Below are 26,053 nucleotides of genomic sequence, written 5' to 3'. Positions count from 1 at the left end.
TTTTCCTTTCCGGCGGTTCCGACTCTATCAGATGCTTTCTGCGTCTGATTCCCAGTCAGCGGGAGTTGTCTTCCGGGCTGTTGGGCCCTTCCGACGTCTCAAACCTTAGCGGATCTTTCCCGTGGTTCCCAATCGGTCCTATTCGGAGCCGGCGGAGAGACCGCGAGTCCGCGGAAATTGAATTCCGGGCATGCCGGAAACAATCCCGCGGGGGTGATCGTGCTGGGTGTGAGGTGCCGCTGAGAGCGGCGGACGGTTGCCGGGGAACCGTAACGGCTCGGCGGCAACTCGAAGAACCTTACGGATCGCGGCGGGCCGTGTCAAGCATCGCTGGAGGGCGGTAGAGCGACGTCTCCTCCCCGGCCGTCCGGGGCGGCCCTCAGTCCAGGTCGGTGAGTCGGCCGCCCGCGTCCGGCTGCGCGTGCTCGACGCGGATCAGGAGGCGGGTGAGGAGCTCCCCCAGGGTGTGCCGCTCGTCCGAGGAGAGGTCCTGGAGGAGGTCCTCCTCGAAGACGCTGGCCAGGCGCATGGCGTCGAGCCACTTCTCGCGGCCCACCGGCGTCAGCTCGACGATGACCCGGACGCGGTTGGACTCGTCGCGCTCCCGGGTCACCAGGCCCTCGGTGACCATGCGGTCGATCCGGTGGGTCATCGCGGCCGGCGTCAGGCCGAGCCGCTTGGCCAGGTCGCCCGGGCCCATCCGGTACGGGGCGCCCGAGAGGACCAGGGCCTTGAGCACCTCCCAGTCCGCGTTGCTGATGCCGAGGTCCGCGGTCTGGCGGCTGTAGGCGACGTTCATGCGGCGGTTGAGCCGGGAGAGCGCGGAGACGACCTTCTCCACCTGGGGGTCGAGGTCCTGGAACTCGCGCTGGTAGGCCGCGATCTGCTCCTCGAGCGTCGGCTCGCCGAGCGCCGGTGCGTTCGTGTCGGAGGAGTTGTCGGCCATGTGTGGAGTATCGCATGCACAGGCTTCGCACCTGAAGACCTTGGGTGTGTAGTCTTTAGCTTCGAACTTTAGGTTCGAAGTATTCAGAGCTAACGACTCGTATCGAGGCAGGTGACAGTGAGCAAGGCGATGCGGCGGATCCAGGTGGGGAGCGCGCTCAGCGCGTTCGGTCTGGGATTCACCGTTCCGTATCTGTACGTCTATGTGGCACAGGTGCGGGGGCTGGGCTCCGTGACCGCGGGGCTGGTCCTCGCGGTGTTCGCGGTGGCCGCCCTCATCGTGCTCCCGTTCGCCGGGCGGGCCATCGTGACGCGGGGCGCGCTCCCCGTGCTGATCGTTTCGCTGCTGGCGGCCGCGGGCGGCTCACTGGCGCTGGGGCTCGCGGCCGGCACGACCACGGTGCTCCTGTCGGCGGCGCTGCTCGGCGCGGGTCAGGCCGTGATGCAGCCGGCGCTGGCCACGCTGGTGGTCGACTGCTCCTCCACCGCCACCCGTACGCGGGCGTTCGCCACGCAGTTCTTCCTGCAGAACCTCGGTCTGGGCGTCGGTGGGCTGATCGGCGGGCACCTGGTGGACCCGACGCGTCCGGGGTCCTTCACCCTGCTGTTCTCCATCCAGGCGGCGATGTTCGTCCTGCTGACCGCCCTGATGGCGACGACCCGTCTGCCGAAGGCCGCGCTGCCCGAGAACGGCGGTCCGGAGCAGGTGCCGGCGGTGAAGGCCGACTGGCGCGGGCTGGTCCGGAACCGGGCCATGCTCTGGCTGTGCGTCCTCGGGTTCGTGCTGTTCTTCGCCTGCTACGGGCAGTTCGAGTCGGGCCTGAGCGCCTACGGCGTGGAGGCCGCGGGCATCTCGACGTCGACGCTGGGCACGGCGCTGGCCGCCAACACGGCGATGATCGTGCTGGCCCAGTTCCTGGTGCTGCGGTTCGTCGAGCGGCGGCGTCGCTCGCGGGTGATCGCGGCCGTGGGCCTGCTGTGGGCGTTCGCCTGGGCGGTCGCCGGGTTCTCCGGTCTGGCCGATGTCAGCCAGGCCGTCGCGACGGTCTCGTTCATCTCGGTGTACGCGCTGTTCGGACTGGGTGAGGCGCTGCTGTCGCCGACGCTGGCGCCGCTGGTCGCCGATCTGGCGCCGACCGGGCTGGCGGGGCAGTACAACTCCGCGTTCGCGCTGGTCAAGCAGCTCGCGCTGGCGATCGGTCCGGCCGTGGGCGGGCCGATGGGCGCCGCGCTGCACGGGCCGTACATCGTGCTGATGCTGATCTTCTGCCTCGGCATGGCCTGGCTGGCGATGATGCTGGAGCGGCGTCTGACCACCGAGCAGAACCACCCGCACGCCGCCCGCACCCGTGTCGTGGCGCGCAGCGCGCCCGCCGCGCCGCCCGCCTCCCCGGTGGGCGCGGACGCCTAGGGCCTGCCCGGGCCGGAGGGTGACGGCGGGGTCGGGAGGGCGAACTCGCACCAGACCGCCTTGCCGCCGCCCGGTGTCCGGCGGCAGCCCCAGCTGGAGCTGATGGTCGCCACGATGGCGATGCCCCGCCCCGACTCGTCCCCCGGTTCGGCGCGGCGGCGGCGGGGGAGGTGGTCGTCCGCGTCGGTGACCTCCACGATCAGGCGGCGGTCGGTGCGGCGCAGGCGCAGCCGCATCGGCGGGATGCCGTGCTGGAGGGAGTTGGCGACCAGTTCGCTGGCCGCCAGCACCCCCAGGTCGCACAGGTCCGCGGGGAAGCGCCAGCTCGCCAGGACGCCCGAGGTGAAGGCGCGGGCGTGCGGGGCCGCCTCGGCGCCGCCGAGGAGTTCCAGCTCGGCGTTGCGGAAGAGGTCCGCCTCCGCGCCGACGCGCTCCGGGTGCTGGAGCACCAGCACGGCCACGTCGTCGTCGTGGTCGGCGGTGACCCCGGCGGAACGCATCAGCCGGTCGCAGATCACCTGGGGGCTGCCGCCGGCGCCGGCCAGCGCGCGTTCCAGGGCGGTGATGCCCTCGTCGAGGTCCTTGTCCCGCCGCTCGACCAGGCCGTCGGTGTAGAGGACGGCCGTGGAACCGGGGGCGAGCGGGACCGAGGCGGAGCCGTGCACCCAGCCGCCGGCGCCGAGCGGGGGCCCGGTGGGTTCCTCCGTGCGGACGACCTCGCCGCTCGCGTCCCGGACCAGGATCGGCAGGTGGCCCGCCGAGGCGTAGACCAGGCGGCCCTCGTTCGGGTCGTGGACCGCGTAGACGCAGGTGGCGATCTGGTTGGCGTCGATCTCGGAGGCCAGGCCGTCCAGCAGCTGGAGCACCTCGTGCGGCGGGAGGTCGAGGCGGGCGTAGGCGCGGACGGCGGTGCGCAGCTGGCCCATCACGGCGGCGGCGCGCACCCCGCGGCCCATGACGTCGCCGATGACCAGGGCCGTGCGGCCGCCGCCCAGGGTGATCACGTCGTACCAGTCGCCGCCGACCGCGGCCTCGGTGCCGCCGGGGTGGTACGTGGCGGCGATGCGCAGGTCGTCGGGCTGCTCGAGTTCCTGCGGGAGCAGGGAGCGCTGGAGGGTCACCGCGGTCTCGCGCTGCCGGCGCTCGCTGGCCCGCAGCCGCTCGGCCGCCTCGGCGTGGTCGGTGACGTCCGCGGCGAAGATCAGGACGCCGCCGTGCCGTTCGCCCTCGACGGCCACGGGGGTGCAGGTGAAGGTGTAGCAGCGGCCGTCGGAGGCCGTGCGGGACTTGAGGGTGCGCGGCCGGGCGCTGCGCAGGACCTGGTCGAGGAGCGGGAGCAGGCCCGTCTCGGCGAGCTCGGGGAGCTCCTCGCGGGCCGGTTCGCCCGGGGTGCGGTCGCCGAAGGCGGCGGCGTAGGCGGCGTTGACGTAGGCGACCCGGTGGTCGGCGCCGTGCACCAGGGCGACCAGGGCGGGGACGCGGTCCAGGACCTCGTGGACGGCGAGGTCGCCGACGGCCGGGGCGCCGGGGTGGTGGCGCCCGCCGGGCGGCTCGGCCCGGGCAGCGGGGACGGAGCCGTCGGCCCTCCGGTCCTGGGCGGCGCCGTCGGGCGAGAGACCTGTACCCGCCCGCGCTGCGGCGCGGCGCTGCGTTCCGGGGAGCCGGGCGCTCCAGCGCGTGAAGTTCACGAATCCTTGCCTCGGGTTGTCGTCTCCGGCCTGCTCCGGATTGCTGCCGGGTCGGGCGCGGCCGCCGCGGACGGTGGACCAGTGTGGCAGCCCCGGACCGCTCCGGGGCGGTTTGCACCGACATCCGTTGGACGCCTGGCGCGTTTTCGGAGTTCCTGCGTCCGCTCAGAAGGACCCGTTCGGGTCCGTGGTGGGGTCGTCGGGATGCTTCCCACCGGCAGCCCGTTCGAATTCAGCTCGCGGGTGTTCCAGTGAGCCGAGCGAGACGATCTCCCGGGCGAAAAGGCCGGCGAGCGTCCACTCGGCGAGCACCCGGGCCTTGCGGTTGAGGGTCGGCAGGCGGCCCAGGTGGTAGGCGCGGTGCAGCAGCCAGGCGGCGCGGCCGGTGAGCCGCCGGCCGCGGAGCTGCGCGACGCCTTTGCGCAGGCCGAGGGAGGCGACGGCGCCGAGGCGGGCGTGCGCGTAGCTCTCCTGCGGCTCCCCGCGCAGGGCACGGACGAGGTTGTCGGCGAGCACGCGGGCCTGCCGGACGGCGTGCTGGGCGTTGGGGGCCACCGTCGCTCCCGGCGTGGCGGCGGTGAGGTCCGGGACGGCGGCCGCGTCGCCGGCCGCCCAGGCGTGCGGGACCCCGTCGACGGCGAGGTGTTCGGTGCACCGCAGCCGCCCCCGGTCGTCGAGCGGAAGTCCGGTCCCGGCCAGCATCGGGGAGGGGCGCACACCGGTGGTCCACACGAGGGTGCGCGCGGGAAGCCGTGCGCCGTCGTCGAGCACCGCGACCCGGTCGGTGCAGGAACGCAACCGGGTGGACAACCGGACGTCCACGTTGCGGTGGCGCAACTGGGTGAGGGCGTACCGGGCGAGGCGTTCGTCGACCTCGGGCAGGATCCGGTCGGAGGCCTCCACCAGCACCCAGCGCAGGTCCTCGGGGGCGATGGTGTTGTAGTGGCGGACGGCGTACCGGGCCATGTCCTCCAGTTCGGCGAGGGCTTCCACCCCGGCGTACCCGGCGCCGACGAAGACGAAGGTCAGGGCCGCCTCGCGGACCTCCGGGTCGCGGGTGGAGGCGGCGATGTCGAGCTGCTCCAGGACGTGGTTGCGCAGTCCGATGGCCTCCTCGACGGTCCGGAAGCCGATGCCGTGGTCCGCCAGTCCGGGCACCGGGAGGGTGCGGGAGACCGAGCCCGGGGCGAGGACGATCTCGTCGTAGCCGATCGACTCGCCGCAGGGGGAGGACGGGTTGCGGACGGCGCGTTCCTCGGAGGCGGCCGTGGTGTAGCGGGCCAGGCGGCGCCCGTGCTCGACGCCCGTGACCTCCCCCACGATCACCCGGCAGCCGTCGAGGACCCGGCGCAGCGGCACCACCACATGGCGGGGCGAGATCGATCCGGCGGCGGCCTCGGGCAGGAACGGCTGGTACGTCATGTACGGGTCGGACGTGATCATGACGATCTCGACGGCGCCGGCCCGGATCTCGGCGCGCAGGCGGCGCTGCAGCCGCAGGGCCGTGTTCATCCCGACGCAGCCGCCGCCCACCACCAGCACCCGGGTGCGCTCCTTCACCATCACCCTCCCATGACGCACTCCGGTCCGGACTTTGTCCACAGCCTTGGCGATTGATGTGACCGGCGGCGGATTCCGGGGGCGTGCGGGGCGTATCGGGGCGTACGGCCGGAAGGCGCAGGTGGGAGGGGCCGTGCGGGCCCGCCCGGGGGGCGCGTGGGGGGACGGTGCTCCTTGTACTCCTTTCGGGCGTTCCCCTGACGCGGAACGTGGCTCTTCTGAATTGACGTCCGCTCAACTATGTTCGTCTTGCGTCGGGGTGTGGGGGGATGCGCGGTTCGGAACCGCGTCGGGCGGGTTTCGCACAACCGCCCCTTCCCGTGACCCGGCTGTCCACAGGTGGGGAGTCTCCGGGGGGAGACGCATGAACCGGGGGGATCGGACGATGCAGACGCAGGAATCTCACTGGCCTTCCGCTTCCGTCGCGCGGGCGGCTTCGGCGCCCGTCGCCGCGACGGTGGGCGGAACCGGCGGCGGCCTGGCCCACGCGGCCGGCCGAGGGGTGCGTACGACGCCGCTGCGCGTGGACGCCCAGCGGAACCTGGAGCACGTGCTGCGGGCCGCCCGCGAGGTGTTCGGGGAGCTCGGTTACGGGGCGCCGATGGAGGACGTCGCCCGGCGCGCCCGGGTGGGCGTCGGCACGGTCTACCGGCGCTTCCCGAGCAAGGACGTGCTGGTGCGGCGGATAGCCGAGGAGGAGACGGCCCGGCTGACCGAGCAGGCGAGGGCCGCACTGGGGCAGGAGGACGAGCCGTGGTCGGCGCTCTCCCGCTTCCTGCGCACCTCGGTGGCCTCGGGCGCCGGGCGGCTGCTGCCGCCGCAGGTGCTGCGGGTCGGGGTGGCGGACGACGCGCGGGTGCCGCAGCAGCGGACGGTGCCGGCCGACTCCGGCGAGTCGGGTCTGCCGGACGACGACGCCGGGGCCGCGACGCTGCTCGACGTGGTCGGCCGTCTGGTCGACCGGGCGCGGGCGGCGGGCGAGCTGCGGGCGGACGTGTCGGTGGCGGACGTGCTGCTGGTCATCGCGACCGCCGCGCCGTCCCTGCCGGATCCGGCGCAGCAGGCGGCGGCGTCCTCGCGGCTGCTGGACATCCTGCTGGAGGGGCTGCGGTCGCGGCCGTCCTGACGCGGACGTTTGACGCGGACGCCCGACACGGGCGGACGGCACGGCCGGCCGCGGGCGTTTCGTCCGGGGCCGCGCACCGGGCTCCTCACCGGGCCGCTCACCGGTCCGCTCTCGGGCGGTGAGCCCGGCCGGGAGCCGCCCCGGATTATGCATCGCCGCGTGGCGAGCGGGACGTTCCGAACGGGCGAAACCCCACGGAAGAGTGGTGGTTCCGCCTGCTCGCGTCGCGGCGCGTTTCCCCGTGGCACGCTGGCCGGGCTATGACGGACCGGCGTGCGGGGGCCAGCCGATATATGGGTGCGAACGAGCGGAACGACCAGGGTGCCGGGGCCGACGACGGGACCGGGCCTGGTCCTGACGACGCGGCCGGGCCTGCTTCCGGCGGCGGTTCCGGGAGCGGTCCTGGGCGGATTCCCGAGCAGGCGGGGCCCGGCTCCGCCGTGGCGCGCGGTGTCGAGTCGGCCGCCGTGCCGGGACCGGGGTCCTGGCCGATGCCGGCCCAGCGCGCCGGGGGCAGCGCCCCGGAGACGGGTGGGTCCGTCGCCCCCGGGTCCGACGCGGAGTTGATCGTGCGGATGCGGGCCGGGGACGACTCCGCCTACGAGGCCCTCTACCGGCGGCACGCGGACGCGGTGCGCCGGTACGCGCGCACCTGCTGCCGGGACGCGCACACCGCCGACGACCTCACCGCCGAGGTCTTCGCCGGCGTGCTCCAGGCGGTGCGCGGCGGCGCGGGGCCGCGGCACGCCGTCCGCGCCTACCTGCTCACCGCCGTCCGCCGCACGGCGGCCGGGTGGATCAAGTCGTCGCGACGGGAACAACTGGTCGACGACTTCGCGGTGTTCGTCGAGCAGTCGACGCGGGAGAGCGGCCGGGCGGACGACGACACCCTGGAACTCGCCGCCGACGTGCGGGCGATGCACGAGGCGGAGCGGTCGCTGGCCATGCGGGCGTTCCGCTCGCTGCCGGAGCGGTGGCAGGCGGTGCTCTGGCACACCGAGGTCGAGGACGAGTCCCCCGGCGAGGTGGCCACGCTGTTCGGGCTGGACGCCAACGGCACACGGGTGCTGGCCAGCCGCGCCCGCGAAGGGCTCAAGCGGGCCTACCTCCAGGCGCACGTCAGCGACACGCTCACCGACGACGCCGAGTGCGCCCGGTACGCGGCCGGGCTGGGCGCGTACGCCCGCGGCGGGCTGCGCACCCGGGCCGAACGGGGGCTGCGCAAGCACCTGGAGGAGTGCGCGCGCTGCCGGACGGCGGCGGGGCAGATCAGGGACGTGGCGCAGGGCATCCCGGCGGTCGTTCCGGTGGCCGTCATCGGGTGGTTCGCCGCGTCCGGGTACGCCAAGGTGGCCGGGTTCGTCGCGGGCGGCACCGGGGCAGGGGCGGCGGCGGCCGGTGGGGCGGCGGTGGCGGGCGGCGGCTCCGCGGTGGCGGGCGGCACGGGAGGCGTGGTCGCGGGCGGCGCGGCCGGGGCCGGAGCCGGGGCCGGAGCCGGGGCCAGTGCGGGGGCGGGTGCCGGAGCCGGGGCGGGTGCCGGAGCCGGGGCGGGTGCCGGAGCCGGGGCGGGTGCCGGAGCCGGGGCGGGTGCCGGAGCCGGGGCGGGTGCGGGCGCCGCCGGGGGCTCGGGGGGCGTCGGCGGCGCGGTGGGCGAGGGGCTCGGCGCCCCGGCCAAGGCGGGCATCGCGGCGGGTGTGGTGGCGGTGGCCGCCGCGGTCCTGGCGCTGGCGCTGGTGGGCGGCGACGGCACGGCGCCCGAGCACCCGCCGGTTGCCGGACCGCCGCCGGTCTCCGCGCCGGCCGCGGCTCCCGAGGACGCTCCGCCGCCGAAGGCCCCGGCCCCGCGGCCCGCCGAGCCGGTCGCGGCGGAGCCCGCGCCGGAGCCCTCCGCCGAGGAGTCCCCCGCGCAGCGGCCGGAACCCTCGCCGACGCCCGAGCCGGAGCCCGAGCCCGAACCGGAGCCCTCCGCCGGGGAGCCGCCGCCGCTGCCGGACCCGGTCGTGCCGGCCGAGTACCGGTGGAGCGGGCTGCCCTACGGGATCACCGGGGACGGCACCGGGCCGGAGATGCGGCTCGCCGAGAGCACCTGGGTGTGGCAGCGGCGTTCCCTGTCGGTCGGGGGCGTGACGTACGCGGACGGCGTGACGGTCAACGGACTGTCCTCGGTGGTGATCGACCTCAACCGGTCGTGCACCTCGTACCGGGCGAGGGCCGGGATCGACGACATGGCGGCGGGCCTGGGCAGCGCGGTGTTCTCCGTGTACGCGGACGGCGTGCGGCTGTGGCGGTCCGGGGTGCTGCGGGGCGGCGACCCCGCGGTGCCGGTCTCCGTCGACCTGTCGGGCCGCCGCACGGTCCGCCTCGTCGTCGAACCCCGCGACGCCGGTCTCCTCGCCCCGGCCGACTGGGCCGACTCCCGCTTCTACTGCGCCTGAACGCCCCGCCCCGGCGTCACCTTCCACAGGCCGTACGCCGGAGGCCGTCCACCGGGGGCAGGGAGTCCCCCTCCGGGGGGCAGCGAGACGCTGGCGGGCGGGCGGCGGGACGCCGAACAGCGGGTTGCCCGCCTGCGGATCGCGGGCCAGGGCCCAGGCGCGGGACGCGGGACGCGGGACGCGGGACGCGGGACGCCGGACAGCGAAGCACGGGACAACGGCGAGACGCGCGGCGCCGCACAGCCGGGCGCAGGCCAAGGCCCGCGTGCCGGGCACCGAACAGCGGGCACCGGACAACGGGGCACCGAACAGCCAGGCGCCGGACAGCCGGTCGCGGGCCAGGGCCCACGTGCCGGTCACCGGACAGCCGGTCGCAGGCCAGGGCCCACGTGCCGGTCACCGAACAGCCAGGCGCCGGACAACGGGGCACCGAACAGCCAGGCGCCGGACAGCCGGTCGCGGGCCAGGGCCCACGTGCCGGTCACCGGACAGCCGGTCGCCGGACAACGGGGCGCCGGTCAGCCGGGCGCCGGTCAGCGGGTCGCCGGGCCGAGGGCGCGTTGGCGGGCCGGGGTGAGGCCGGCGGGGGCCGCGCGGCGGCGGGCCGTGCCGGTCCAGCAGGTACCGCGGCGGGCGAGGAGACGACGGAGCCACAGTTCGAGGGAGACGAGGTCCGCGAGCCCCGCCAGGGCCGACGGGTCGCCGTCCACGCCCGCCCGCAGCGCGCCCCGCACCACCCTCGCCTCGACCAGCCCCGCCTCCGCCAGGAACGGCGAGGCGAACAGCTCCCCGAGGACGTCGGAGGCCACCCGCAGCCCCGCCCGGTCCGCGGCCGCCGCCGTGGCGTGGCTGGGCGCTCCCCAGCCGGGCGGCAGCTCGCCGACGCCCGCGCTCTCCAGCACCGTGCGGAGGATCGCCGCCCGCGCCCCGGGCCGCACCCGCAGCGTCTCCGGCAGGGCGCGGCCCGCCCGCACCACCTGGTTGTCGAGGAACGGCGCGTGCAGCCGCTGCGCCCGGACCTCGGCCGCCTGCTCCAGCACCCGGACGTCCGCCGCGTACCGGGCCAGCGCGGCCCGCGCCCGGAAGTCACCGGGCCGCTGCCCCGGACCGGCGCCCGCGGCGCGCAGCGTCGCCGCCTGGAGACGCCCGGAGACGTCGGCCAGCGCCTCACCGGTGAGCCACCGGGCGGCGGGCCCGGGCGTGGCCCACACCAGGGCGGCCAGGGAGGCCTCGACCGCCCCGCCGACGGTGGCCGCGTCGTCGAACCGGCGGTGCCGCAGGCGTTCCGCCAAATCGTTCATGCCGGCCAGGTACGAGGTGCGTGCCAGCTTGCGGGCGGCGCCGTAGACCCGGGCCGGGACCAGGACGGAGCCGTCGGCCTTGGCGAGCGCCATGGTCGGCCGGACGAGGTGGCGGCGCTTGCGGTCCATCAGCAGGTCGGCCAGCCGGGCCGGGTGGGCGTCCATGACCTGGCGCGCGCCGTGACCGATGAAGTGGTCGGCGCTGCCCGCCGCGAACCGCGCGCGGTGCCGGCCGGCGGAGACCAGGGAAGGACCGGGTTCGTCGGTGAGCGGGCCGTCGAGGTCGGCGTAGGGCAGGACCTCCTCGCCGCCCGCCACCACCACGTGCCGCAGCCGCGGGTCGGCGGCCAGGGTGCCGGCCCGCTCCAGTTCGGCCTCACGACCGCGGACCGCGAGGTCGTTGAAGGTGACCGCGAGCAGCCGCTCCCCCGCGCCCGCGCCGTGGCCGAGCACAGTGCCGGGCCGGCCGGGGAGCCCGGCGGCGAGCAGGGCGAGGGTCGCGGAGCCGGGGCCGCCGGACAGGTCGGCTCCGATGCCCGGCACCGGCATCCGGTCCGCGCGGCGGTCGGCGGGTCCCATGCCGGGCACCGGACCGGGGTCTATCCCGTCGCCCGGCATGTGCCGGGGCGCCGCCAGACGGGTGCGGACCGCCTCCACCAGCGCCTCGCGCAGCGCGTCCACGGCGCTGTGCGGGTCGACGGAGGGCGCGGCCACGGCGAGCGAGGCGACCGGCTCGTACCCGGCGACCTCCCGCGCGCCGGCCCGCAGGATCAGCGCGTGGCCCGGCGGGATGCGCCGTACCCCTTCGTACGGCGTGGAGTCCTGGAGCGCGGCCGGGACCTCCGGGGCGGCGAGCAGCGCGGCCAGGTGCCCGAAGTCGAGGTTGGCGCCCACCAGATCGGCGAGCGGCAGCCCGGCGGTGGCGTAGGCGGTGCCGCCGCGCCAGGGGGTGTGGAAGACGGGCCGGGCGCCGGCCAGGTCGCCGCAGACCGTGGTGCGCCGGTCGACCTGCACGACGACGGTGTAGCTGCCGGGCCAGGCCGTCAGGTGGCGCAGCGCCCCGCCGCGGGCGGCGAAGAGCCCGGCGAGCAGCTGGTCGTCGGTGGCTCCGCAGAGGCCCACCACGGCGATCCGGGTGCGGGCGTCGGCGGTCAGGACGCGGGTCTCGTCGGGCCGCCAGTCGCCCACCGCCCAGAGGGGGTCGAGGCCGCCCCACAGCTGCTGCGCGCCCACCGGCTCGGGGAGTTCGTCGTCGTACGCGTCGGCGACACCGCCGGGACGGCCGTCGAGGCCCGGATCGCCGTAGTCACCGAAGAGGTCGTAGCCGGGCGGCCGTTGGCCTGCGGCGGCACTGCTCCATCCCACCAACCACCGCATCGACGCCTCCACAGGCTGTGGACAACCAGTGCACGAGCGAACCTGTGCACCATGCTGCCACGAAGGGAGTGTCACGGAGGCATGCCGACGCGCCCTCCGTACGCACGACGCCGGCCACCCGGCCGGGGGGCGCCTGACCGGGGCGACTTGAATGCGCCCCCTGACGCGCCCCGCGGACCACCCGATGCGCCGTCAAATCCCTGGCGGGAAGGCCGGAAAACCCCCCTCGACCGGGGGCATATTTTCAGCCAATTACGCAGCTCGTGCGCGGATTGCGGAGGCCCGCGCACACTCTCCGTACATACGGAGGGGTTACGCACGGTCCGGGAGGCGGGCTGCGCCTCCCGGACCGGTCCGCCGCCCGCGGGGATGTGGCGGCGGTGTCCCCCAGCCCGCTGGATCCAGTACAGCGGGCCGACCCACGCACCACCCATGGAACCGCCCCCGGGGCCGGCGATGCAGAGCGCACGGCCGGGCGCACGGCCACACACCAGGAGCACGTGGACACGGTCCGTACTCCCGCACGGGCAGCAATCTCGCCATAGGGAACTATGCCCCTTAACGCATGGGATTCGGAGAACTACGCTGGGTTTACGAATGCCGCGGGTTTATGCCAACCGCGGCAGCCGTCTCTGCCGAGGGGTGACCATGTCCAGGGAGCAACGCGGGCCGAACGAGAAGCTCGGCGCCGTTCTCGCCCTCGCGGGAATCAGCAACGCGGGGCTGGCACGGCGGGTCAACGACCTGGGGGCGCAGCGCGGCCTGACGCTCCGCTACGACAAGACGTCCGTGGCGCGCTGGGTCTCCAAGGGGATGGTGCCGCAGGGCGCGGCGCCCCATCTGATCGCCGCGGCGATCGGCCAGAAGCTGGGCCGGCCGGTCCCGCTGCACGAGATCGGGCTGGCGGACGCCGATCCCACACCCGAGGTGGGACTGGCCTTCCCGCGCGACGTGGGGCAGGCCGTGAAGTCCGCGACCGAGCTCTACCGGCTCGACCTGGCCGGCCGCCGGGCGGGCTCGGGCGGCATCTGGCAGTCCCTGGCGGGTTCCTTCGCGGTGTCCGCGTACGCCACGCCCGCCTCGCGCTGGCTCATATCCCCGGCCGACACCTCGGTGGCGCGCGAGGCGGCGGCCGTGGAGGGCTCCGGGGCGCCGCTGAAGGTCGGCCACAGCGACGTCCGCAAGCTGCGGGAGGCGGCGGAGGACGCGCGGCGGTGGGACTCCAAGTACGGCGGCGGCGACTGGCGGTCCTCGATGGTCCCCGAGTGCCTCCGGGTGGAGGCGGCGCCGCTGCTGCTGGGCTCGTACTCCGACGACGTGGGGCGGGCCCTCTTCGGCGCGAGCGCGGAGCTGACCCGGCTGGCCGGGTGGATGGCCTTCGACACCGGGCAGCAGGAGGCCGCCCAGCGCTACTACATCCAGGCGCTGCGGCTGGCGCGGGCGGCGGCGGACGTGCCGCTGGGCGGGTACGTGCTGGCGTCCATGTCCCTCCAGGCCACCTACCGGGGCTTCGGCGACGAGGGCGTCGACCTGGCCCAGGCGGCCGTGGAACGCAACCGGGGGCTGGCCACGGCCCGCACCATGAGCTTCTTCCGCCTGGTCGAGGCGCGGGCCCACGCCAGGGCGGGCGACGCGGCGGCGGCGGGGACGGCGCTGAAGGCCTCCGAGAGCTGGCTGGAGCGGTCCCGTGAAGGGGACAACGACCCGAGCTGGCTCGGCTTCTACGGCTACGACCGGTTCTGCGCCGACGCGGCGGAGTGCTACCGGGACCTGAAGGCTCCCGGGCAGGTGCGGCGGTTCACCGAGCAGGCGCTGTCCCGGCCGACGGAGGAGTACGTGCGGTCGCACGGGCTGCGACTGGTGGTGTCGGCGGTGGCCGAACTGGAGTCGGGGAACCTGGACGCGGCGTGCGAACAGGGGGTCCGGGCGGTGGAGGTCGCCGGGCGGATCTCGTCCGCGCGGACGACGGAGTACGTGCGGGACCTGCTCACACGGCTCGAGCCGTACGGGGACGAACCGCGGGTCGTCGAGTTACGCGAACGCGCCCGCCCCCTCCTCGGCACCCCGGCCTGACGCACCCCCGGGCCGGGCGCCCCGGCCCGATCTCACTCCCCGGGGGCACTCCCCGGAGGCTCCCGCCCCTGGGACGGTCGGGCCGGGGGCGAGGGTGCGGGGTGCCGGGGGTGGGGGGACCGTAAACTCGGGGCATTGTGTCTGACGACCTGAACTCCCACCGTCGCCCCCCGCGGACCCCCCGGTTCCCGGACGGACCGCAGCCCGACCCGGCCGGCTCCCACTTCGAGCGCCGCATCCGCAGCTTCCAGCCCCGCCGCAGCCGCGTCACCACGGGCCAGGCCGACGCCATCGACCGCCTCTGGCCCCTGTGGGGCCTGGACATCGACGGCAGCCGCGTCCTCGACCTCACCGGCCTGTTCGGCGACGACCACCCCGTCGTGCTGGAGATCGGCTTCGGCATGGGCGAGGCGACCGCCCAGATGGCCGCCGACGACCCGGGGACCAACATCCTCGCGGTGGACGTGCACACCCCGGGCCAGGGCAACCTGCTGAACCTCGCCGAGAAGAGCGGCCTGACCAACGTCCGGGTGGCCAACGGCGACGCGATCATCCTGCTCCGCGAGATGCTCACGCCCGACGCGCTGTCCGGCCTCCGCGTCTACTTCCCGGACCCCTGGCCCAAGAAGCGGCACCACAAGCGACGGCTGATCCAGCCCGAGTTCCTGGACCTCGCCGCCACCCGGATGCGCCCGGGCGCCGTGCTGCACTGCGCCACGGACTGGGAGCCGTACGCGGAGCAGATGCTGGAGGTGCTCACCGCGCACCCCCGCTTCGCGAACACCCGGCCCGACGGCGGATTCGCCCCCCGCCCGGAGTTCCGTCCGCTGACCCGGTTCGAGGGACAGGGGCTGGACAAGGGGCACGTCGTCCGCGACCTGCTGTTCCGCCGCGTCTGACGCTCCGCCGCGGCCGACGCGGCGACCGCCGGGACCGCAGAAACCGCCGGGGCCGGTGGAGCCGCCGGGACCGCTGGAGCCGCCGGAGCCGCCGGGGCCGCGGAAGTCCCGGAGCCGCCGGGGGCCGCAGCGACCGCGCCGACCGCGGCCCCCGGGGTCAGGCCGAGGCCTCGTCCAGGCGCGCCAGTTCCGCCTCGGTGAGCCGGAGGTCCGCCACCGCGGTGAGGTCCGGCAGCTGCTCGGCCGTGCGCGCGGAGGCGATCGGCGCCACCACCGTCGGCCGGGAGGCCAGCCAGGCGAGCGCGACCGTGGCCACCGCCGCGCCGTGCGCCCCGGCGATCCCGTCGAGCGCCTCCAGCACCCGCCGGCCCCGCTCGCTCTCCAGGTGCTTGCCCGCACCCGCCGCCCGCGGGCTGTCCACCGTGGTCCCGGGGCGGTACTTGCCGGTCAGGAAGCCGGACGCCAGGGCGTAGTAGGGGACGGCGGCCAGCCCCGCCCGTTCGGCGACGTCCCGGAGCGGGCCCTCGTAGGTGTCCCGGGAGACCAGGTTGTAGTGCGGCTGGACCGCCACGTACCGGGCGTAGCCCTCGCGCTCGGAGAAGTCCAGCGACTCCTGGAGCCGCTCGGCGCTGATGTTGGACGCGGCGATCGCCCGCACCTTGCCCTCGCGGACGAGCTGGTCGAGGGCGAGCAGGATCTCCTCGACCGGCGTGTCGGGCTGGTCGTAGTGCGTGTAGTAGAGGTCGATGTGGTCGGTGCCCAGCCGGCGCAGCGAGGCCTCCGCCGCGGCCTTGATGGTGGCGGCCGACAGGCCCCGGTACCGCGGGTGCTGGCTGACCTTGGTGGCGACGACCACCTCGGAGCGGTTGCCCCGGGCCTTGAGCCACCGGCCGATGACGGTCTCCGACTCGCCGCCCTCGTTGCCCTCGACCCAGGCGGAGTAGGAGTCGGCGGTGTCGACGAAGTTGCCGCCGGCCTCGGTGTACGCGTCGAGGACGGCGAAGGACTCCCGTTCGTCGGCGGTCCAGCCGAAGACGTTGCCGCCGAGGGCGAGCGGGAAGACCTCGAGTCCGGACGAGCCCAGCTTGCGCAGTTCAGTCATGTCCGTGGACAACGCGACCGCCCGGCAGGTCATTCCGGCACTTCGGCACTCCGGCGCTTCGGCGCTCGGACACACCGTCAGGACACCGCCGGGCGGGCGCGGGAGGTCAGAGGTTGACGCCCCTGTCGGCCAGCCAGGCCCTCGGGTCCACGCCGTCCCCGCCGCCGGGGTGCACCTCGAGGTGCAGGTGCGGGCCGGTGACGTTGCCGGTCGCGCCCACGCGGCCGATGACGTCACCGGTGGTGACCTTCTGGCCGACGCTCACATTGATCGAGGACTGGTGGCAGTACCAGATCTCCGTGCCGTCCTCGAGGGTGAGGACGGTCCGGTACCCGTACGAGCCGGACCAGCCGGCCTCGGTGACGGTGCCCGAGTGGACGGCCTTCAGCAGGGTGCCGGTGGGGGCCGCCAGGTCGAGGCCGGTGTGGTAGCCGGACGACCACATGGAGCCGGCCTGCATGTAGGTGGAGGTGACCGTGTAGGACGCGGCCGGCGCGACGTAGCTGGCGGCCAGCTTGGCGAGGCGCTCGGCCTCGGCCTTGGCCTTCGCCTCCTGCTCGGCCTTCTCGGCGGCGGCCTCGCGGGCCTTGGCCTCGGCCTTCTCCTTGGCGGCCTTCTCGGCGGCGGCGCGGGTGGCGGCCTCCTGGGCCTCCTGCTCGGCCTGCGCGTCGGCCTCCTCCTGCTGCTGGGCGGCCTGGGCCATGATGCGGGCGCGCAGGGCCTCGCCGGCGTCGCCGGAGGACGCGCTCTCGGCGGGGGCGACGCCCATCTCACCGAGGACGCTGGGCGCGTCGTCGGCCGCGGTTTCGGCCTCGGACCCGCCGGGAAGCAGGGAGGTGACCGGGTCGAGCGACGGCATGTTCGGCATGGTGATCTGCACGGGCGCCTTGCCGGGGGCGGCGGTGGCCATGCCGCCCGCACCGACGGCGGCGATCACGCCCACGCCGAGAACGGTCGAACTCCGTGCGAGACCGCGCTGCTTGGCCACCCGGTGGCGGCCTCTCTGGACGGTTCCCTCGCTGGGGTTCCACTCCTCGTGGGAAGCCTCGCCGGCGAAGCCGGTGGCGGGGCCGTACGCGTCGGCAGCTTCACGCTGGCTCGGCACGAAAAGCAGATCAGGGGCAGGTCGGTTCGACGCCACGGGGGCGTGCTCCTTTCCTTCCGTCTCGCCTACCGGGTTAGCTGACGGGTTCGGAGCGGGAAGGTCTCCTACGCGCGTATACAGAGATACGCCCGATTCACCCCGGAAAGTGGTTCCCCGGTTCCCTCGCGGGATTCGGCAGAGCGCACGGAGCCGTCGCTGGTGACGGCTGGGACAGCCGCGCGCTGCGTTATCGAACGTTAATATAAGCGGTGGCTCAATTCCAAGCCGTTCCTTCACATCCCCCGACGCTTTGGCCCGAACCTATGGATGTGCATCTGGGCGAAACGGACATGGTCTCGGTCACATGTCACCGACCGGATTGGCTTGATCACCACGCGCCCCCACGTCCTCGACGGCGCCCCTCCGGTCCCTGATCCGGCCCGCTCCGGCCCGCTCCGGCCCGTCCCCGCCCGGCCCGTCCCCGCCCGCTCCGGCGGTCCCGGCCGGTCAGCCGCAGCGCACCGCGAGCAGCGCCATGTCGTCCTCCACGCCGCCTCCCGCGTGCAGGGCCACGTCCTCGGACAGGAAGCCCAGCAGCTCCTCCGGTTCGCCGAACACCCTGCCGTCCAGGCGCTCGACGGGGTCGTAGAACACGCCGTGCGCGTCCCGGGCCTCGGTCAGGCCGTCGGTGTAGAAGAGGACGACGCTGCCCGGGCGCACCTCGACCGGGGGCCCCGACCGGGCGGGGCCGACCATCTCGCCGAGGGCGAGCGGTCCGCCGTGCTCCCCCACCTCGAGGTACCGCGGCCGCGCCCCGGGCTCCAGCAGCAGCGGCGGCGGATGGCCGTGGTTGACCAGCTGCACCGTCCGGCCGTCCCGGGAGAACTGGGCGAACACCGCCGTGACGAAGCCCTCGGCCTTCTCCAGCTCCACCGCCCGGCGCTCCCGCTCCCGCACCACCGCCTGGTCCATCCTGCGGCCGCACTCCTCGATGGTGGCGGCCCGCTCCGCGACCTCGCGGAAGACGCCGACCACCACCGCCACGGCCGTGACGGCGGTCATCCCCTTGCCCCGCACGTCGCCCAGCATCATCCGCACGCCGTAGGGGGTGTCCTGCACGGCGTAGAGGTCCCCGCCGATTCTCGCCTCCTGCTGGGCGGCCTCGTACAGGGAGGCGACGCGCAGCGCGCCGAGCCGCGTCTGCGGCTGCGGCATCACCGCCCGCTGCGCGGCCTCGGCCATCTCCCGGGCGGTGGCGAGCCGTACGTCCCCCCGCCGGACCACGGTGTTCACCACGCCGGCCAGCGCGGCGACGATGACGACGGTGAACAGCTCGGTGGCGAACTGGGCCGCCGAGAGCGCGTCGCGGAACAGCAGCACCGCCACCGTGCACCCCACCGACAGCAGCCCGATCACCGCGGTGGCGCGGAGCGTGTAGAGGGGAGCGGCGATCAGCGGCGCGGCGGCGAAGAACGGCACGGGAGTCACGTCCGGCGGCGTGACCCGGTCGTAGACCAGGCCGAACAGCAGCGTCAGGCACGGCAGCACGCGCAGGACCATCCGCGCGTAGTGCACCCACCGCCGGTGGCGTCCGACGGCGGGGGGTTCGACCGCCGGGTCCACCGGTCCACCTCGCCGCAGCATGCCCTCCATGGTTCCGCTCCCGGCCGGAACCGGCGACCGGTGGGCCCCGCCCGGCTGAAGCGGCGCCCGGCCGCCCCGCGGAAGGGGCCCCACGGACCGGCCGCCCTGCAGACGCAAACACTCAGGGCCGGAATCCTGAAAGGATTCCGGCCCTGAGCCTTCAGTAGCGGGGACAGGATTTGAACCTGCGACCTCTGGGTTATGAGCCCAGCGAGCTACCGAGCTGCTCCACCCCGCGTCGTTGTGTCTTTACTGTACGACATTCCCGCGGGAAAAAGCGAATCGGTTCACGCCGGCCCGCCGAGCAGGTGCCGGTTGGGCGCCTTCGCGCGCTCCGTGAGCTCGGGATACGCGGTCGGCGGCACCACCTCGGCCCCGCCCGCTGCCAGCACTCCGCTGCCGTCCGCGCCGGGGACGAAGGTGTCGGGCTCGCGCCAGGCGGTGACCACGCGGCGCACCCCGGCGTCCAGGATCAGCCGGGCGCACGGCGCCGGGCGGGAGGCACGGCGGGCACAGGGCTCCAGGCTGCTGTAGACGGTGGCCGAGGGAAGCCGCGGGTCGGCGGGGTCGATCTTGGCCAGCGCCGCCTCCTCCGCGTGCACGACCGGGTCGCCGCCCTCCCGGGAGTGGCCCCGGGCCAGCTCGGTCCCGTCCTCGGCCACCACCACGGCCCCGACGCTGAACGCGGTCGTGGACGGCGGGCACTCCCGGGCCAGGTCGCAGGCGAGGGCGAGCCAGTGGCGGTCGGCGGCCGAGGCGAGCGGGCCGGCGCCCGGGGCCACGGGCCGGTAGCGGGCCAGGACCATGTCGCCCACCGGCCGGGTCTCCTTCAGCCGCAGCCGGCCGGGCGGGTAGGCGCCGGGCCCGAACAGCCGGGGCGCGCCGGGGTCCCCGACCAGCAGCGGGGCGACGGCGAGCTGGAGCTCGTCGGCGAGGCCCTGCCGCAGCAGCTGGGTGTGGACGCTGCCGCCGCCCTCCACCATCAGCCGCCGCACCCCGTACACGGCGTGGAGGTGCTCCAGGACCGCCCGCCAGTCGAGTTCCGGCCCCACCGGGACGACGTCCACGCCGTGCGTGTCGTCGATCCGGCCACGCAGCGCCTCCTGCGCCCGCGGTGCGCCCCTCCTGGTGGTGTAGACGGCCTTGCGGCCACCGGTCCGCCAGAAGCGGGCGGCGGGGTCGAGTTCACCCGATCCGGTCACCAGGACCTTCAGCGGGAACTCCGGCAGCCCGGCGGCGACGCGTGCGGCACGGCGCCGCGCTGAGCGGATCAGCAGCCGGGGGTCGTCGGCCCGCAGGGTGCCGGCGCCGATCAGGATCGCGTCGCTCGCCGCCCGGACCTCGTCCACCCGGTCGAAGTCCTCGGGGCCGGACAACAGGAGCCGTTCCGGCCCGGTGTCGTCGAGGTGGCCGTCGAGCGAGACGGCGGCGGAGAGCAGGACGTAGGGGTGCGGCATGGGGCGGCTCCGGGACGCACGGCGGCGCATGGTCCGGCCGGGTTCGGCCGGGCGCATGCGCCGCGTCAGGAGTAGGCCCTGTGGGACTCGAACCCACAACCAATGGATTAAAAGTCCACTGCTCTGCCAATTGAGCTAAGGGCCCAGGGTGATGTTGCTCCCCCGAGCATAGCGGGAGGGGGCCTCCGGTCCGAGCGGGTATCCGCGGCCGGCGGCGCACGGGAAGCGCGGAGGGCCCGCACGACCGGGGTCGTGCGGGCCCTCACAGGCGGTGTGCGCGGGCGCGTCAGCCGTTGCGCTTCCAGCGCGGCTTGTCGTCCCGGCGGCCGAAGGAGCCACCGCGGTGGTCGTCACGACGGTCGTCGCGGCGGCCGAAGGGGCGGTCCGAGGCGCCACCGGAGCGGAAGCCCGGGCGGTCGTCGCGGCGGTCGCGGTTGAACGGACGGTCGTTGCCGCGGAAGCCACCCCGGTCACCGCGGTCGTCGCGGCGCTCGAAGGGACGGCCGCCACGGTCGTCACGGTTGAACGGACGGTCACCCCGGTCGTTGCCGCGGAACCCACCGCGGTCGCCCCGGTCGTCGCGGCGCTCGAACGGACGGCCGCCACGGTCGTCACGGTTGAACGGACGGTCACCCCGGTCGTTGCCACGGAACCCGCCACGGTCACCGCGGTCGCCGCGGTCGTCCCGGCGGAACCCGCCACGGTCACCGCGGTCGTCACGGCGCTCGAAGGAACGGCCGCCACGGTCGCCGCGGTCGTCCCGGCGGAACCCGCCACGGTCGCCCCGGTCGTCGCGGCGCTCGAAGGGACGGCCGCCGCGGTCGTCACGGTTGAACGGACGGTCACCCCGGTCGTCCCGGCGGAACCCGCCACGGTCGCCACGGTCGTCACGGCGCTCGAAGGAACGGCCGCCACGCTCGCCGCGGTCGTCACGGCGGAACCCGCCACGGTCACCGCGGTCGTCGCGGCGCTCCTCGCGGCGCTGCGGCCGCTCCTCGCGCTCGGTCCGGTCGACGTGCTGGGCCGTGGGCTGCTCCGGGACGGAGACGGCGGCGGCCTCGGTGGCCTCCGCGGCCTCACGGACGACGGCGGCCTCGGCCAGCGCGGCCTCCGGGTCGGCGCCCCGCTCACGGGCGGCGCGGGCGGTGAGGCGGTCGGCCTCGTCGCGCAGCTCGGCGGCGCGGCGCTGCAGGCGCTCCAGCTCCTTGGTGAGCTGGGCGACCTCGCGCTCGGCCTGGAGGGCGGCACCGGCCGCCGACTCCGCCTGGAGCTCGGTCATCGAGCGGGCGCCGGTGATCTCGGCGACCTCGGGCTCGAAGGCCGTGCCGCTCTGGATGATGTGGCGCGAGGCGTCGATGCCCGCGTCCTCCATCAGGCGGAAGATCTGGCGGCGCTGGTGCGGCAGCGACAGCGAGACCACCGTGCCGGTACGGCCGGCCCGGGCGGTGCGGCCGGCGCGGTGCAGGTAGTCCTTGTGGTCACCGGCCGGGTCCACGTTGAGGACCAGGTCGATGCCGTCGACGTGGATGCCGCGGGCGGCGACGTCGGTGGCGACCAGGACGTTGACGTAGCCGTCCTTGAAGTCGGCCAGGGTGCGGGTGCGCGCGCCCTGGGTCATGCCGCCGTGCAGGGCGTCCGCCTTCACACCGGCGTCGCGCAGCTGCTCGGCGATGCGGTCGGCGCCCAGCTGGGTGCGGACGAAGATGATCGTGCGGCCCTTGCGGGAGGCGATGGCCGCGGTGACCGGAGCCTTGTCCTTCGGCTTCACGATCAGAATGTGGTGCGACATCGTGGTGACGGCGCCCTGGGCGGCGTCGACCTCGTGGCTGACCGGGTTCTCCAGGTAGCGGTCGACCAGGGTCTTGATCTCGTTCTCCATGGTGGCGGAGAACAGCATCCGCTGGCCGCCGGCCGGGATCTGGTCGAGCAGCTCGGTGACCTCGGGCATGAAGCCCAGGTCGGACATCTGGTCGGCCTCGTCGAGGACCGCGACCTCGACGTCGCCCAGCGAGCAGGCGCCGCGGCCGATGATGTCGCGCAGACGGCCCGGGGTGGCGACGAGGATGTCGACGCCGCGCTCCAGGGCGTAGATCTGGTTGCCCATCGAGGTGCCGCCGCAGACGACCTTCATCTTGAGGCCGAGCACGTCGCCGTAGGGCTGCAGGGCGTCGGCCACCTGCATGGCCAGCTCACGGGTCGGGGTGAGGATGACGGCGCGGGGGCGCTTCTTCTCCGTGCGGCCGCCGGCCAGGCGGGCCAGGGTCGGCAGACCGAAGGAGAGGGTCTTGCCGGAGCCGGTGCGGCCACGGCCGAGGATGTCCTTGCCGGCCAGGGCGTCCGGGATGGTCGCGGCCTGGATCGGGAAGGGCTGGGTGACGCCGTTCTGCGCCAGCTTGCGCACGACGCCCTCGGGGAGGCCCAGGTCGGCGAAGGACGGGCCGGTCTCCTCGACGGCCGACTCCTGCGCGGCCTCGGCGACGTCGGCGGCGTCGGGGGCCTCGGGGGACCCGGTGGTGTTCTCGTCGAGCTGCTCGTCGAGCTCGACGGCCGTCCCGTTCTCGGAGACGACGAACTGATCAGTACTGGAAATGGACATGCGTAAGCGAAACCTTCCGGAGTCTCGTCGGCACGCGCCCGTCAACTCCGTGTTTCGCGAGAAACCGCCTCGATGCGGTCAGCCACGGCAAGGGAGAGAACGCGCCACACGGCGCGCTCTTCGTCGCTGCGCCGGGCAAATGGGATCAAACGATCTCCCACCATACGCACCTCGTGCCCCCCGGCGCAAACGAGAAGGAGGGAAGCGACGCACGCCACATCTCCGGGCCACTACACGGCCACTCCGGTCCCGGGTGCCTCGGGCGCCGTGGCCGGCGACGGGGGCAGCGCGGAGGAGGGCTGGACCTGGGTCGGGTCCGGCGAGGGCGGCGGCGGGGACGGCTGCGGAGGCACCACGGTGGGCTCCTGGCTGGGCGGCTCCGGGGCGGGCTCCCCCGGCTCGACGGGGTCCGGCCCCTCCGGCTCCTCGACGCCGCCGGGGTCGGTGGCGCCGGGCCCCTCGCTCTCCCCGGGCCGCTCGCCGTCCTTCCGGTCCCCCGGCCGCCCGGGCTTCCCGGACCGGCCGGGGCGCCGGTCGCCGCCCGGTTCGGGACGCGCTCCCTCGTTGGTGACGCGGGGGTCGAAGCCGGAGCCGCCGGGCGCCCCCGCCCCGCCCGCGCCGCTCTCCTCGCCTGCGGTCCCGGAGGTCCGCGCCGGCCGGGACCGCCCGGAGTCCTCACCCGGCAGGTCCACACAACCGGTCACCACGACGGAGACGGCGGCGACCGCGGCGGCGAGACGAACGGGTACGTGCACACGGCGCACGGAAGCCACCTCCGAGGGCGGGGGGAGAGTCACCCTGTCCAACTGCCGCCGGGCGCAAGAGGACACGCCCGTGCGCCCCCGCGATCCATCCGGACCGGTCACCCGTAGCCGAGGTCGTGGAGCCGCTCGTCGTCGATGCCGAAGTGGTGGGCGATCTCGTGAACGACCGTCACCTCGGTCTCCGCGACCACGTCCTCCCTGGTGTCGCAGATCCGCAGGGTCGGGTTGCGGTAGATGGTGATCCGGTCCGGCAGCACCCCCGCGTACCACTCGCCCCGCTCGGTCAGCGGCGTCCCCTCGTAGAGCCCGAGCAGGTCGGGATCCTCGGCGGGCGGCTCGTCCTCGACGAACACGGCGACGTTGTCCATCAACCGCGTCAGCTCCGGCGGGATCCGGTCGAGGGCCTCCGCCACCGTTTCCTCGAACTCCTCGCGCGTCATCTCCAGCACACCGCCATTCTGTGCCACAACGCCCCGTCACACACCCGTCCGGAGCCCGCCGCACCACTTCCCGCGCGCCGCGTATCCGCTCGCGGGCCTGGGCATACGGACCCAATGCCCCGCATCAGCGTCCGACTCCACGACCTGCCGCGCCGGATACGCGCCCTGCTGGAACGGAGGTCCGCCACCGGCGCCCGGCCCGAGCTCGGCCGTCGCGCGCACCCCGTGGCCCGGGCCGCGGGGCTGGTCGCGGTGGTGCTGGCCGGCGCCTGGCTCGGCCTGCTGACCGTCGGCGCGGTGCGCGCGCCCGTCGGCCCGGTGAACACCACCATGGCCCTGCGGCCGTCCCTCGAGGGCAGGACCGAGATCCGGATCCCGCCGCTGGGCGCGCTCACCCTGGACAGCCACACCGCCCCCTTCCGGCTCCAGGTCGACGTCGACCAGCTCGACCCCGAGCGCTCCCGCGACCTGGTCGACCACCCCGAGCGCATCTCCGGCCTCCAGGAAGCCATCACCCAGGACGTGGGCAGCGGCATCCTCACCCTGGCCCTCCGGTCCGGCATCGCGGTGGTCGTGGGGGCCACGGCACTGGGGCTGGTCGTCTACCGGCGTCCGCGCCGCGCCCTGGCCACCGGCGGCCTGGCGCTGGCCCTGCTGGGCGTCTCCGGAGGCACCGCCTGGGCCACCTGGAACCCCAACTCGGTTCTGGAGCCCCGCTTCTCCGGCCTGCTCTCCTCGGCCCCCTCGGTCGTCGGCAACGCGCGCAGCATCGTCTCCGACTTCGACGTCTACCAGCAGGAGCTGGCCCGTCTGGTCACCAACGTCACCAAGCTCTACGACGCCACCAGCACCCTGCCGGCCTACCAGCCCGACCCCACCACCATCCGGGTCCTGCACGTCTCCGACATCCACCTCAACCCGGCGAGCTGGGAGATCATCTCCTCCTTGGTCGAGCAGTACGAGATCGACGTGATCGTGGACTCGGGCGACACCATGGACCACGGCACCCAGGCCGAGAACCGCTTCCTGGACCCCATCCCCGACCTGGGCGCCCCCTACATATGGGTGCGCGGCAACCACGACTCCCGCGACACCCAGGCCTACCTCTCCGACCTGGAGGACGTGCACGTCCTGGACGAGGGCCGGGCCGTGGACGTCGCCGGGCTGCGGTTCGCGGGCATCGGCGACCCGCAGTTCACGCCGGACCGCAGCAGGCCGCGGGGCGGCAAGGCCGCGGCCGAGCGGGCCGGGGTGCAGCTCGCCGCGGAGATCCGCGACCACCGGCGGGCGGGCGAGCCGGTGGACGTCGCCGTGGTCCACGACCCGCAGGCCGCGCGGAAGGTGGACGGGGTGGTGCCGCTGGTGCTCTCCGGTCACGTCCACCAGCAGAAGACCAAGCTGCTGAAGCTGGGCACGCGGCTGCGGATCGAGGGCTCGACCGGAGGCGGCGGCCTGCGGGCGCTGGAGGGCGAGGAACCCGATCCCATCGAGGCGTCCGTCCTCTACCTGGACCGGGACAGCCGCCGGCTGCAGGCCTGGGACGAGATACGCCTGGGCGGTCTGGGCCTCACCACGGCCGAGGTCAGCCGCCACCTGGTGGAGGAGAACCAGCCGGGCGGCGGCTCCCCGTCTCCGTCCGGCTCCCCGTCCGGTCCGTCGGCCGGACCGCCGTCGGACTCGCCCTCCGGGAGCCCCGGCGGCACGCCGTCCACGCAGCCCTCGCCACGGCGGTCGGAGGGCGGGTCGTAAACGTTTTGGCGATACCCCTCGGCATCACCTATGCTTCTCACGTCCCCGACGCGCTGAGAAGCGCCCAGGCGGGCCGTATAGCCCTCATCGTCTAGCGGCCTAGGACGCCGCCCTTTCAAGGCGGTAGCACGGGTTCGAATCCCGTTGGGGGCACGCAAGATCGTGTGCGACACTGTTAACGCAAGACGCGCACAACGCTTGGTCCTGTGGAGCAGTTTGGAGTGCTCGCCACCCTGTCAAGGTGGAGGCCGCGGGTTCAAATCCCGTCAGGACCGCTGAGGTTTCACGTGAAACCTCGTGGCTGGGTAGCTCAGCTGGTACGAGCGTCCGCCTGAAAAGCGGAAGGTCCCCGGTTCGACCCCGGGCCCAGCCACCACCAGAAAGACCCCCTTCGGTATCCGA

At 74.7% G+C, this 26,053-nt stretch carries 17 protein-coding genes, 5 tRNA genes and 1 riboswitch; of the genes, 9 read left to right on the top strand and 13 right to left on the bottom strand.

The annotated features are described in order from the left end of the window. Window positions 1–379: 379 nt before the first annotated feature. On the bottom strand, window positions 380–946 hold the full coding sequence (locus tag ABZ836_RS26855) for a MarR family transcriptional regulator (RefSeq protein ID WP_356132228.1): 567 nt from the start codon (window positions 944–946) through the stop codon (window positions 380–382). A gap of 117 nt (window positions 947–1,063) precedes the next feature. Here ABZ836_RS26855 and ABZ836_RS26850 point away from each other — a divergent pair, with 117 nt between their 5' ends. Next, window positions 1,064–2,356, top strand: a complete 1,293-nt coding sequence (locus tag ABZ836_RS26850) for an MFS transporter (protein ID WP_361146270.1) — start codon at window positions 1,064–1,066, stop codon at window positions 2,354–2,356. Here ABZ836_RS26850 and ABZ836_RS26845 read toward each other — a convergent pair. Together ABZ836_RS26845 and ABZ836_RS26840 are read right to left on the bottom strand one after the other, a co-directional pair. Then, window positions 2,353–4,044 carry an ATP-binding SpoIIE family protein phosphatase gene (locus ABZ836_RS26845; RefSeq protein WP_361146267.1) on the bottom strand — a complete coding sequence of 564 codons (1,692 nt, stop codon included), beginning with the start codon at window positions 4,042–4,044 and terminating at the stop codon, window positions 2,353–2,355. The genes ABZ836_RS26850 and ABZ836_RS26845 overlap by 4 nt on opposite strands. A gap of 165 nt (window positions 4,045–4,209) precedes the next feature. Then, window positions 4,210–5,607, bottom strand: coding sequence for an FAD-dependent oxidoreductase (locus ABZ836_RS26840; protein WP_361146264.1), 1,398 nt, complete (start codon window positions 5,605–5,607; stop codon window positions 4,210–4,212). 382 nt (window positions 5,608–5,989) lie between these two features. Between ABZ836_RS26840 and ABZ836_RS26835 the strand changes: the two genes are divergently transcribed. Both ABZ836_RS26835 and ABZ836_RS26830 read left to right on the top strand, forming a co-directional pair. Then, the gene (locus ABZ836_RS26835; protein WP_356132240.1) at window positions 5,990–6,730 is read left to right on the top strand and encodes a helix-turn-helix domain-containing protein; all 741 of its coding nucleotides are present in this window, start codon (window positions 5,990–5,992) and stop codon (window positions 6,728–6,730) included. 491 nt (window positions 6,731–7,221) lie between these two features. Further along, window positions 7,222–9,165: a sigma-70 family RNA polymerase sigma factor gene (locus tag ABZ836_RS26830; RefSeq protein ID WP_361146261.1), complete on the top strand. Its 1,944-nt coding sequence runs from the start codon at window positions 7,222–7,224 to the stop codon at window positions 9,163–9,165. Window positions 9,166–9,698: 533 nt separating this feature from the next. Here the strand turns inward: ABZ836_RS26830 and ABZ836_RS26825 are convergent. Next, a complete protein-coding gene (locus ABZ836_RS26825; RefSeq protein ID WP_361146258.1) occupies window positions 9,699–11,843 on the bottom strand; it encodes an asparagine synthase-related protein in 2,145 nt (714 codons plus the stop codon). A gap of 648 nt (window positions 11,844–12,491) precedes the next feature. Between ABZ836_RS26825 and ABZ836_RS26820 the strand changes: the two genes are divergently transcribed. Continuing rightward, entirely contained in the window at window positions 12,492–13,916 is a 1,425-nt protein-coding gene (locus tag ABZ836_RS26820; RefSeq protein WP_356132252.1) for an MFS transporter, read from the top strand. Between the two features lie 137 nt (window positions 13,917–14,053). Next, the gene (gene trmB / locus ABZ836_RS26815) at window positions 14,054–14,815 is read left to right on the top strand and encodes a tRNA (guanosine(46)-N7)-methyltransferase TrmB (protein WP_356132255.1); all 762 of its coding nucleotides are present in this window, start codon (window positions 14,054–14,056) and stop codon (window positions 14,813–14,815) included. Window positions 14,816–14,972: 157 nt separating this feature from the next. Here the strand turns inward: trmB and ABZ836_RS26810 are convergent, their stop codons facing one another. The 9 genes from ABZ836_RS26810 to ABZ836_RS26770 form a co-directional block, all read right to left on the bottom strand. Further along, complete coding sequence (locus tag ABZ836_RS26810; RefSeq protein ID WP_361146254.1) at window positions 14,973–15,917, bottom strand: aldo/keto reductase; 945 nt, start codon at window positions 15,915–15,917, stop codon at window positions 14,973–14,975. Between the two features lie 106 nt (window positions 15,918–16,023). Continuing rightward, a complete protein-coding gene (locus ABZ836_RS26805; protein ID WP_356132261.1) occupies window positions 16,024–17,058 on the bottom strand; it encodes a M23 family metallopeptidase in 1,035 nt (344 codons plus the stop codon). An 11-nt stretch (window positions 17,059–17,069) separates the two neighbouring features. Continuing rightward, a riboswitch (cyclic di-AMP (ydaO/yuaA leader) is annotated at window positions 17,070–17,209 on the bottom strand. Between the two features lie 299 nt (window positions 17,210–17,508). Beyond that, window positions 17,509–18,645 carry a PP2C family protein-serine/threonine phosphatase gene (locus ABZ836_RS26800; protein ID WP_356132264.1) on the bottom strand — a complete coding sequence of 379 codons (1,137 nt, stop codon included), beginning with the start codon at window positions 18,643–18,645 and terminating at the stop codon, window positions 17,509–17,511. A gap of 164 nt (window positions 18,646–18,809) precedes the next feature. Beyond that, window positions 18,810–18,883 (bottom strand) — tRNA-Met (locus ABZ836_RS26795). A 49-nt stretch (window positions 18,884–18,932) separates the two neighbouring features. After that, window positions 18,933–20,102, bottom strand: coding sequence for a dihydrofolate reductase family protein (locus ABZ836_RS26790; RefSeq protein ID WP_361146250.1), 1,170 nt, complete (start codon window positions 20,100–20,102; stop codon window positions 18,933–18,935). Between the two features lie 72 nt (window positions 20,103–20,174). Further along, window positions 20,175–20,247, bottom strand: a tRNA-Lys gene (locus ABZ836_RS26785). A 141-nt stretch (window positions 20,248–20,388) separates the two neighbouring features. Beyond that, the gene (locus tag ABZ836_RS26780; protein ID WP_361146247.1) at window positions 20,389–22,698 is read right to left on the bottom strand and encodes a DEAD/DEAH box helicase; all 2,310 of its coding nucleotides are present in this window, start codon (window positions 22,696–22,698) and stop codon (window positions 20,389–20,391) included. 230 nt (window positions 22,699–22,928) lie between these two features. Further along, window positions 22,929–23,453 carry a hypothetical protein gene (locus ABZ836_RS26775; protein ID WP_361146244.1) on the bottom strand — a complete coding sequence of 175 codons (525 nt, stop codon included), beginning with the start codon at window positions 23,451–23,453 and terminating at the stop codon, window positions 22,929–22,931. Window positions 23,454–23,560: 107 nt separating this feature from the next. After that, window positions 23,561–23,911 carry a metallopeptidase family protein gene (locus ABZ836_RS26770; RefSeq protein ID WP_356132276.1) on the bottom strand — a complete coding sequence of 117 codons (351 nt, stop codon included), beginning with the start codon at window positions 23,909–23,911 and terminating at the stop codon, window positions 23,561–23,563. Window positions 23,912–24,016: 105 nt separating this feature from the next. Between ABZ836_RS26770 and ABZ836_RS26765 the strand changes: the two genes are divergently transcribed. From ABZ836_RS26765 to ABZ836_RS26750, 4 genes are all read left to right on the top strand, one after another. Continuing rightward, complete coding sequence (locus tag ABZ836_RS26765) at window positions 24,017–25,651, top strand: metallophosphoesterase (protein ID WP_361146241.1); 1,635 nt, start codon at window positions 24,017–24,019, stop codon at window positions 25,649–25,651. A gap of 80 nt (window positions 25,652–25,731) precedes the next feature. After that, a tRNA-Glu gene (locus ABZ836_RS26760) sits at window positions 25,732–25,804 on the top strand. Window positions 25,805–25,851: 47 nt separating this feature from the next. Continuing rightward, window positions 25,852–25,926: transfer RNA gene (locus tag ABZ836_RS26755), tRNA-Asp, on the top strand. A gap of 24 nt (window positions 25,927–25,950) precedes the next feature. Then, window positions 25,951–26,027 (top strand) — tRNA-Phe (locus tag ABZ836_RS26750). Window positions 26,028–26,053 lie beyond the last annotated feature (26 nt).

The organism is Streptomyces sp. NPDC047130 (assembly GCF_040643475.1).
GTDB lineage: Bacteria > Actinomycetota > Actinomycetes > Streptomycetales > Streptomycetaceae > Streptomyces.
Note: the sequence above shows the minus strand (reverse complement) of the source record. Positions and strands in the feature narration are given on the sequence as shown.

Excerpts from the sequence above, each read along its gene's own strand:
- ABZ836_RS26835 (WP_356132240.1), top strand. The coding sequence starts at position 5,990 with ATGCAGACGCAGGAATCTCACTGGCCTTCCGCTTCCGTCGCGCGGGCG.
- ABZ836_RS26810 (WP_361146254.1), bottom strand. The coding sequence starts at position 15,917 with ATGACTGAACTGCGCAAGCTGGGCTCGTCCGGACTCGAGGTCTTCCCG.
- ABZ836_RS26820 (WP_356132252.1), top strand. The coding sequence starts at position 12,492 with ATGTCCAGGGAGCAACGCGGGCCGAACGAGAAGCTCGGCGCCGTTCTC.
- ABZ836_RS26765 (WP_361146241.1), top strand. The coding sequence starts at position 24,017 with ATGCCCCGCATCAGCGTCCGACTCCACGACCTGCCGCGCCGGATACGC.
- ABZ836_RS26790 (WP_361146250.1), bottom strand. The coding sequence starts at position 20,102 with ATGCCGCACCCCTACGTCCTGCTCTCCGCCGCCGTCTCGCTCGACGGC.
- ABZ836_RS26780 (WP_361146247.1), bottom strand. The coding sequence starts at position 22,698 with ATGTCCATTTCCAGTACTGATCAGTTCGTCGTCTCCGAGAACGGGACG.
- ABZ836_RS26855 (WP_356132228.1), bottom strand. The coding sequence starts at position 946 with ATGGCCGACAACTCCTCCGACACGAACGCACCGGCGCTCGGCGAGCCG.
- ABZ836_RS26825 (WP_361146258.1), bottom strand. The coding sequence starts at position 11,843 with ATGCGGTGGTTGGTGGGATGGAGCAGTGCCGCCGCAGGCCAACGGCCG.
- ABZ836_RS26830 (WP_361146261.1), top strand. The coding sequence starts at position 7,222 with ATGCCGGCCCAGCGCGCCGGGGGCAGCGCCCCGGAGACGGGTGGGTCC.
- ABZ836_RS26800 (WP_356132264.1), bottom strand. The coding sequence starts at position 18,645 with ATGCTGCGGCGAGGTGGACCGGTGGACCCGGCGGTCGAACCCCCCGCC.
- ABZ836_RS26840 (WP_361146264.1), bottom strand. The coding sequence starts at position 5,607 with ATGGTGAAGGAGCGCACCCGGGTGCTGGTGGTGGGCGGCGGCTGCGTC.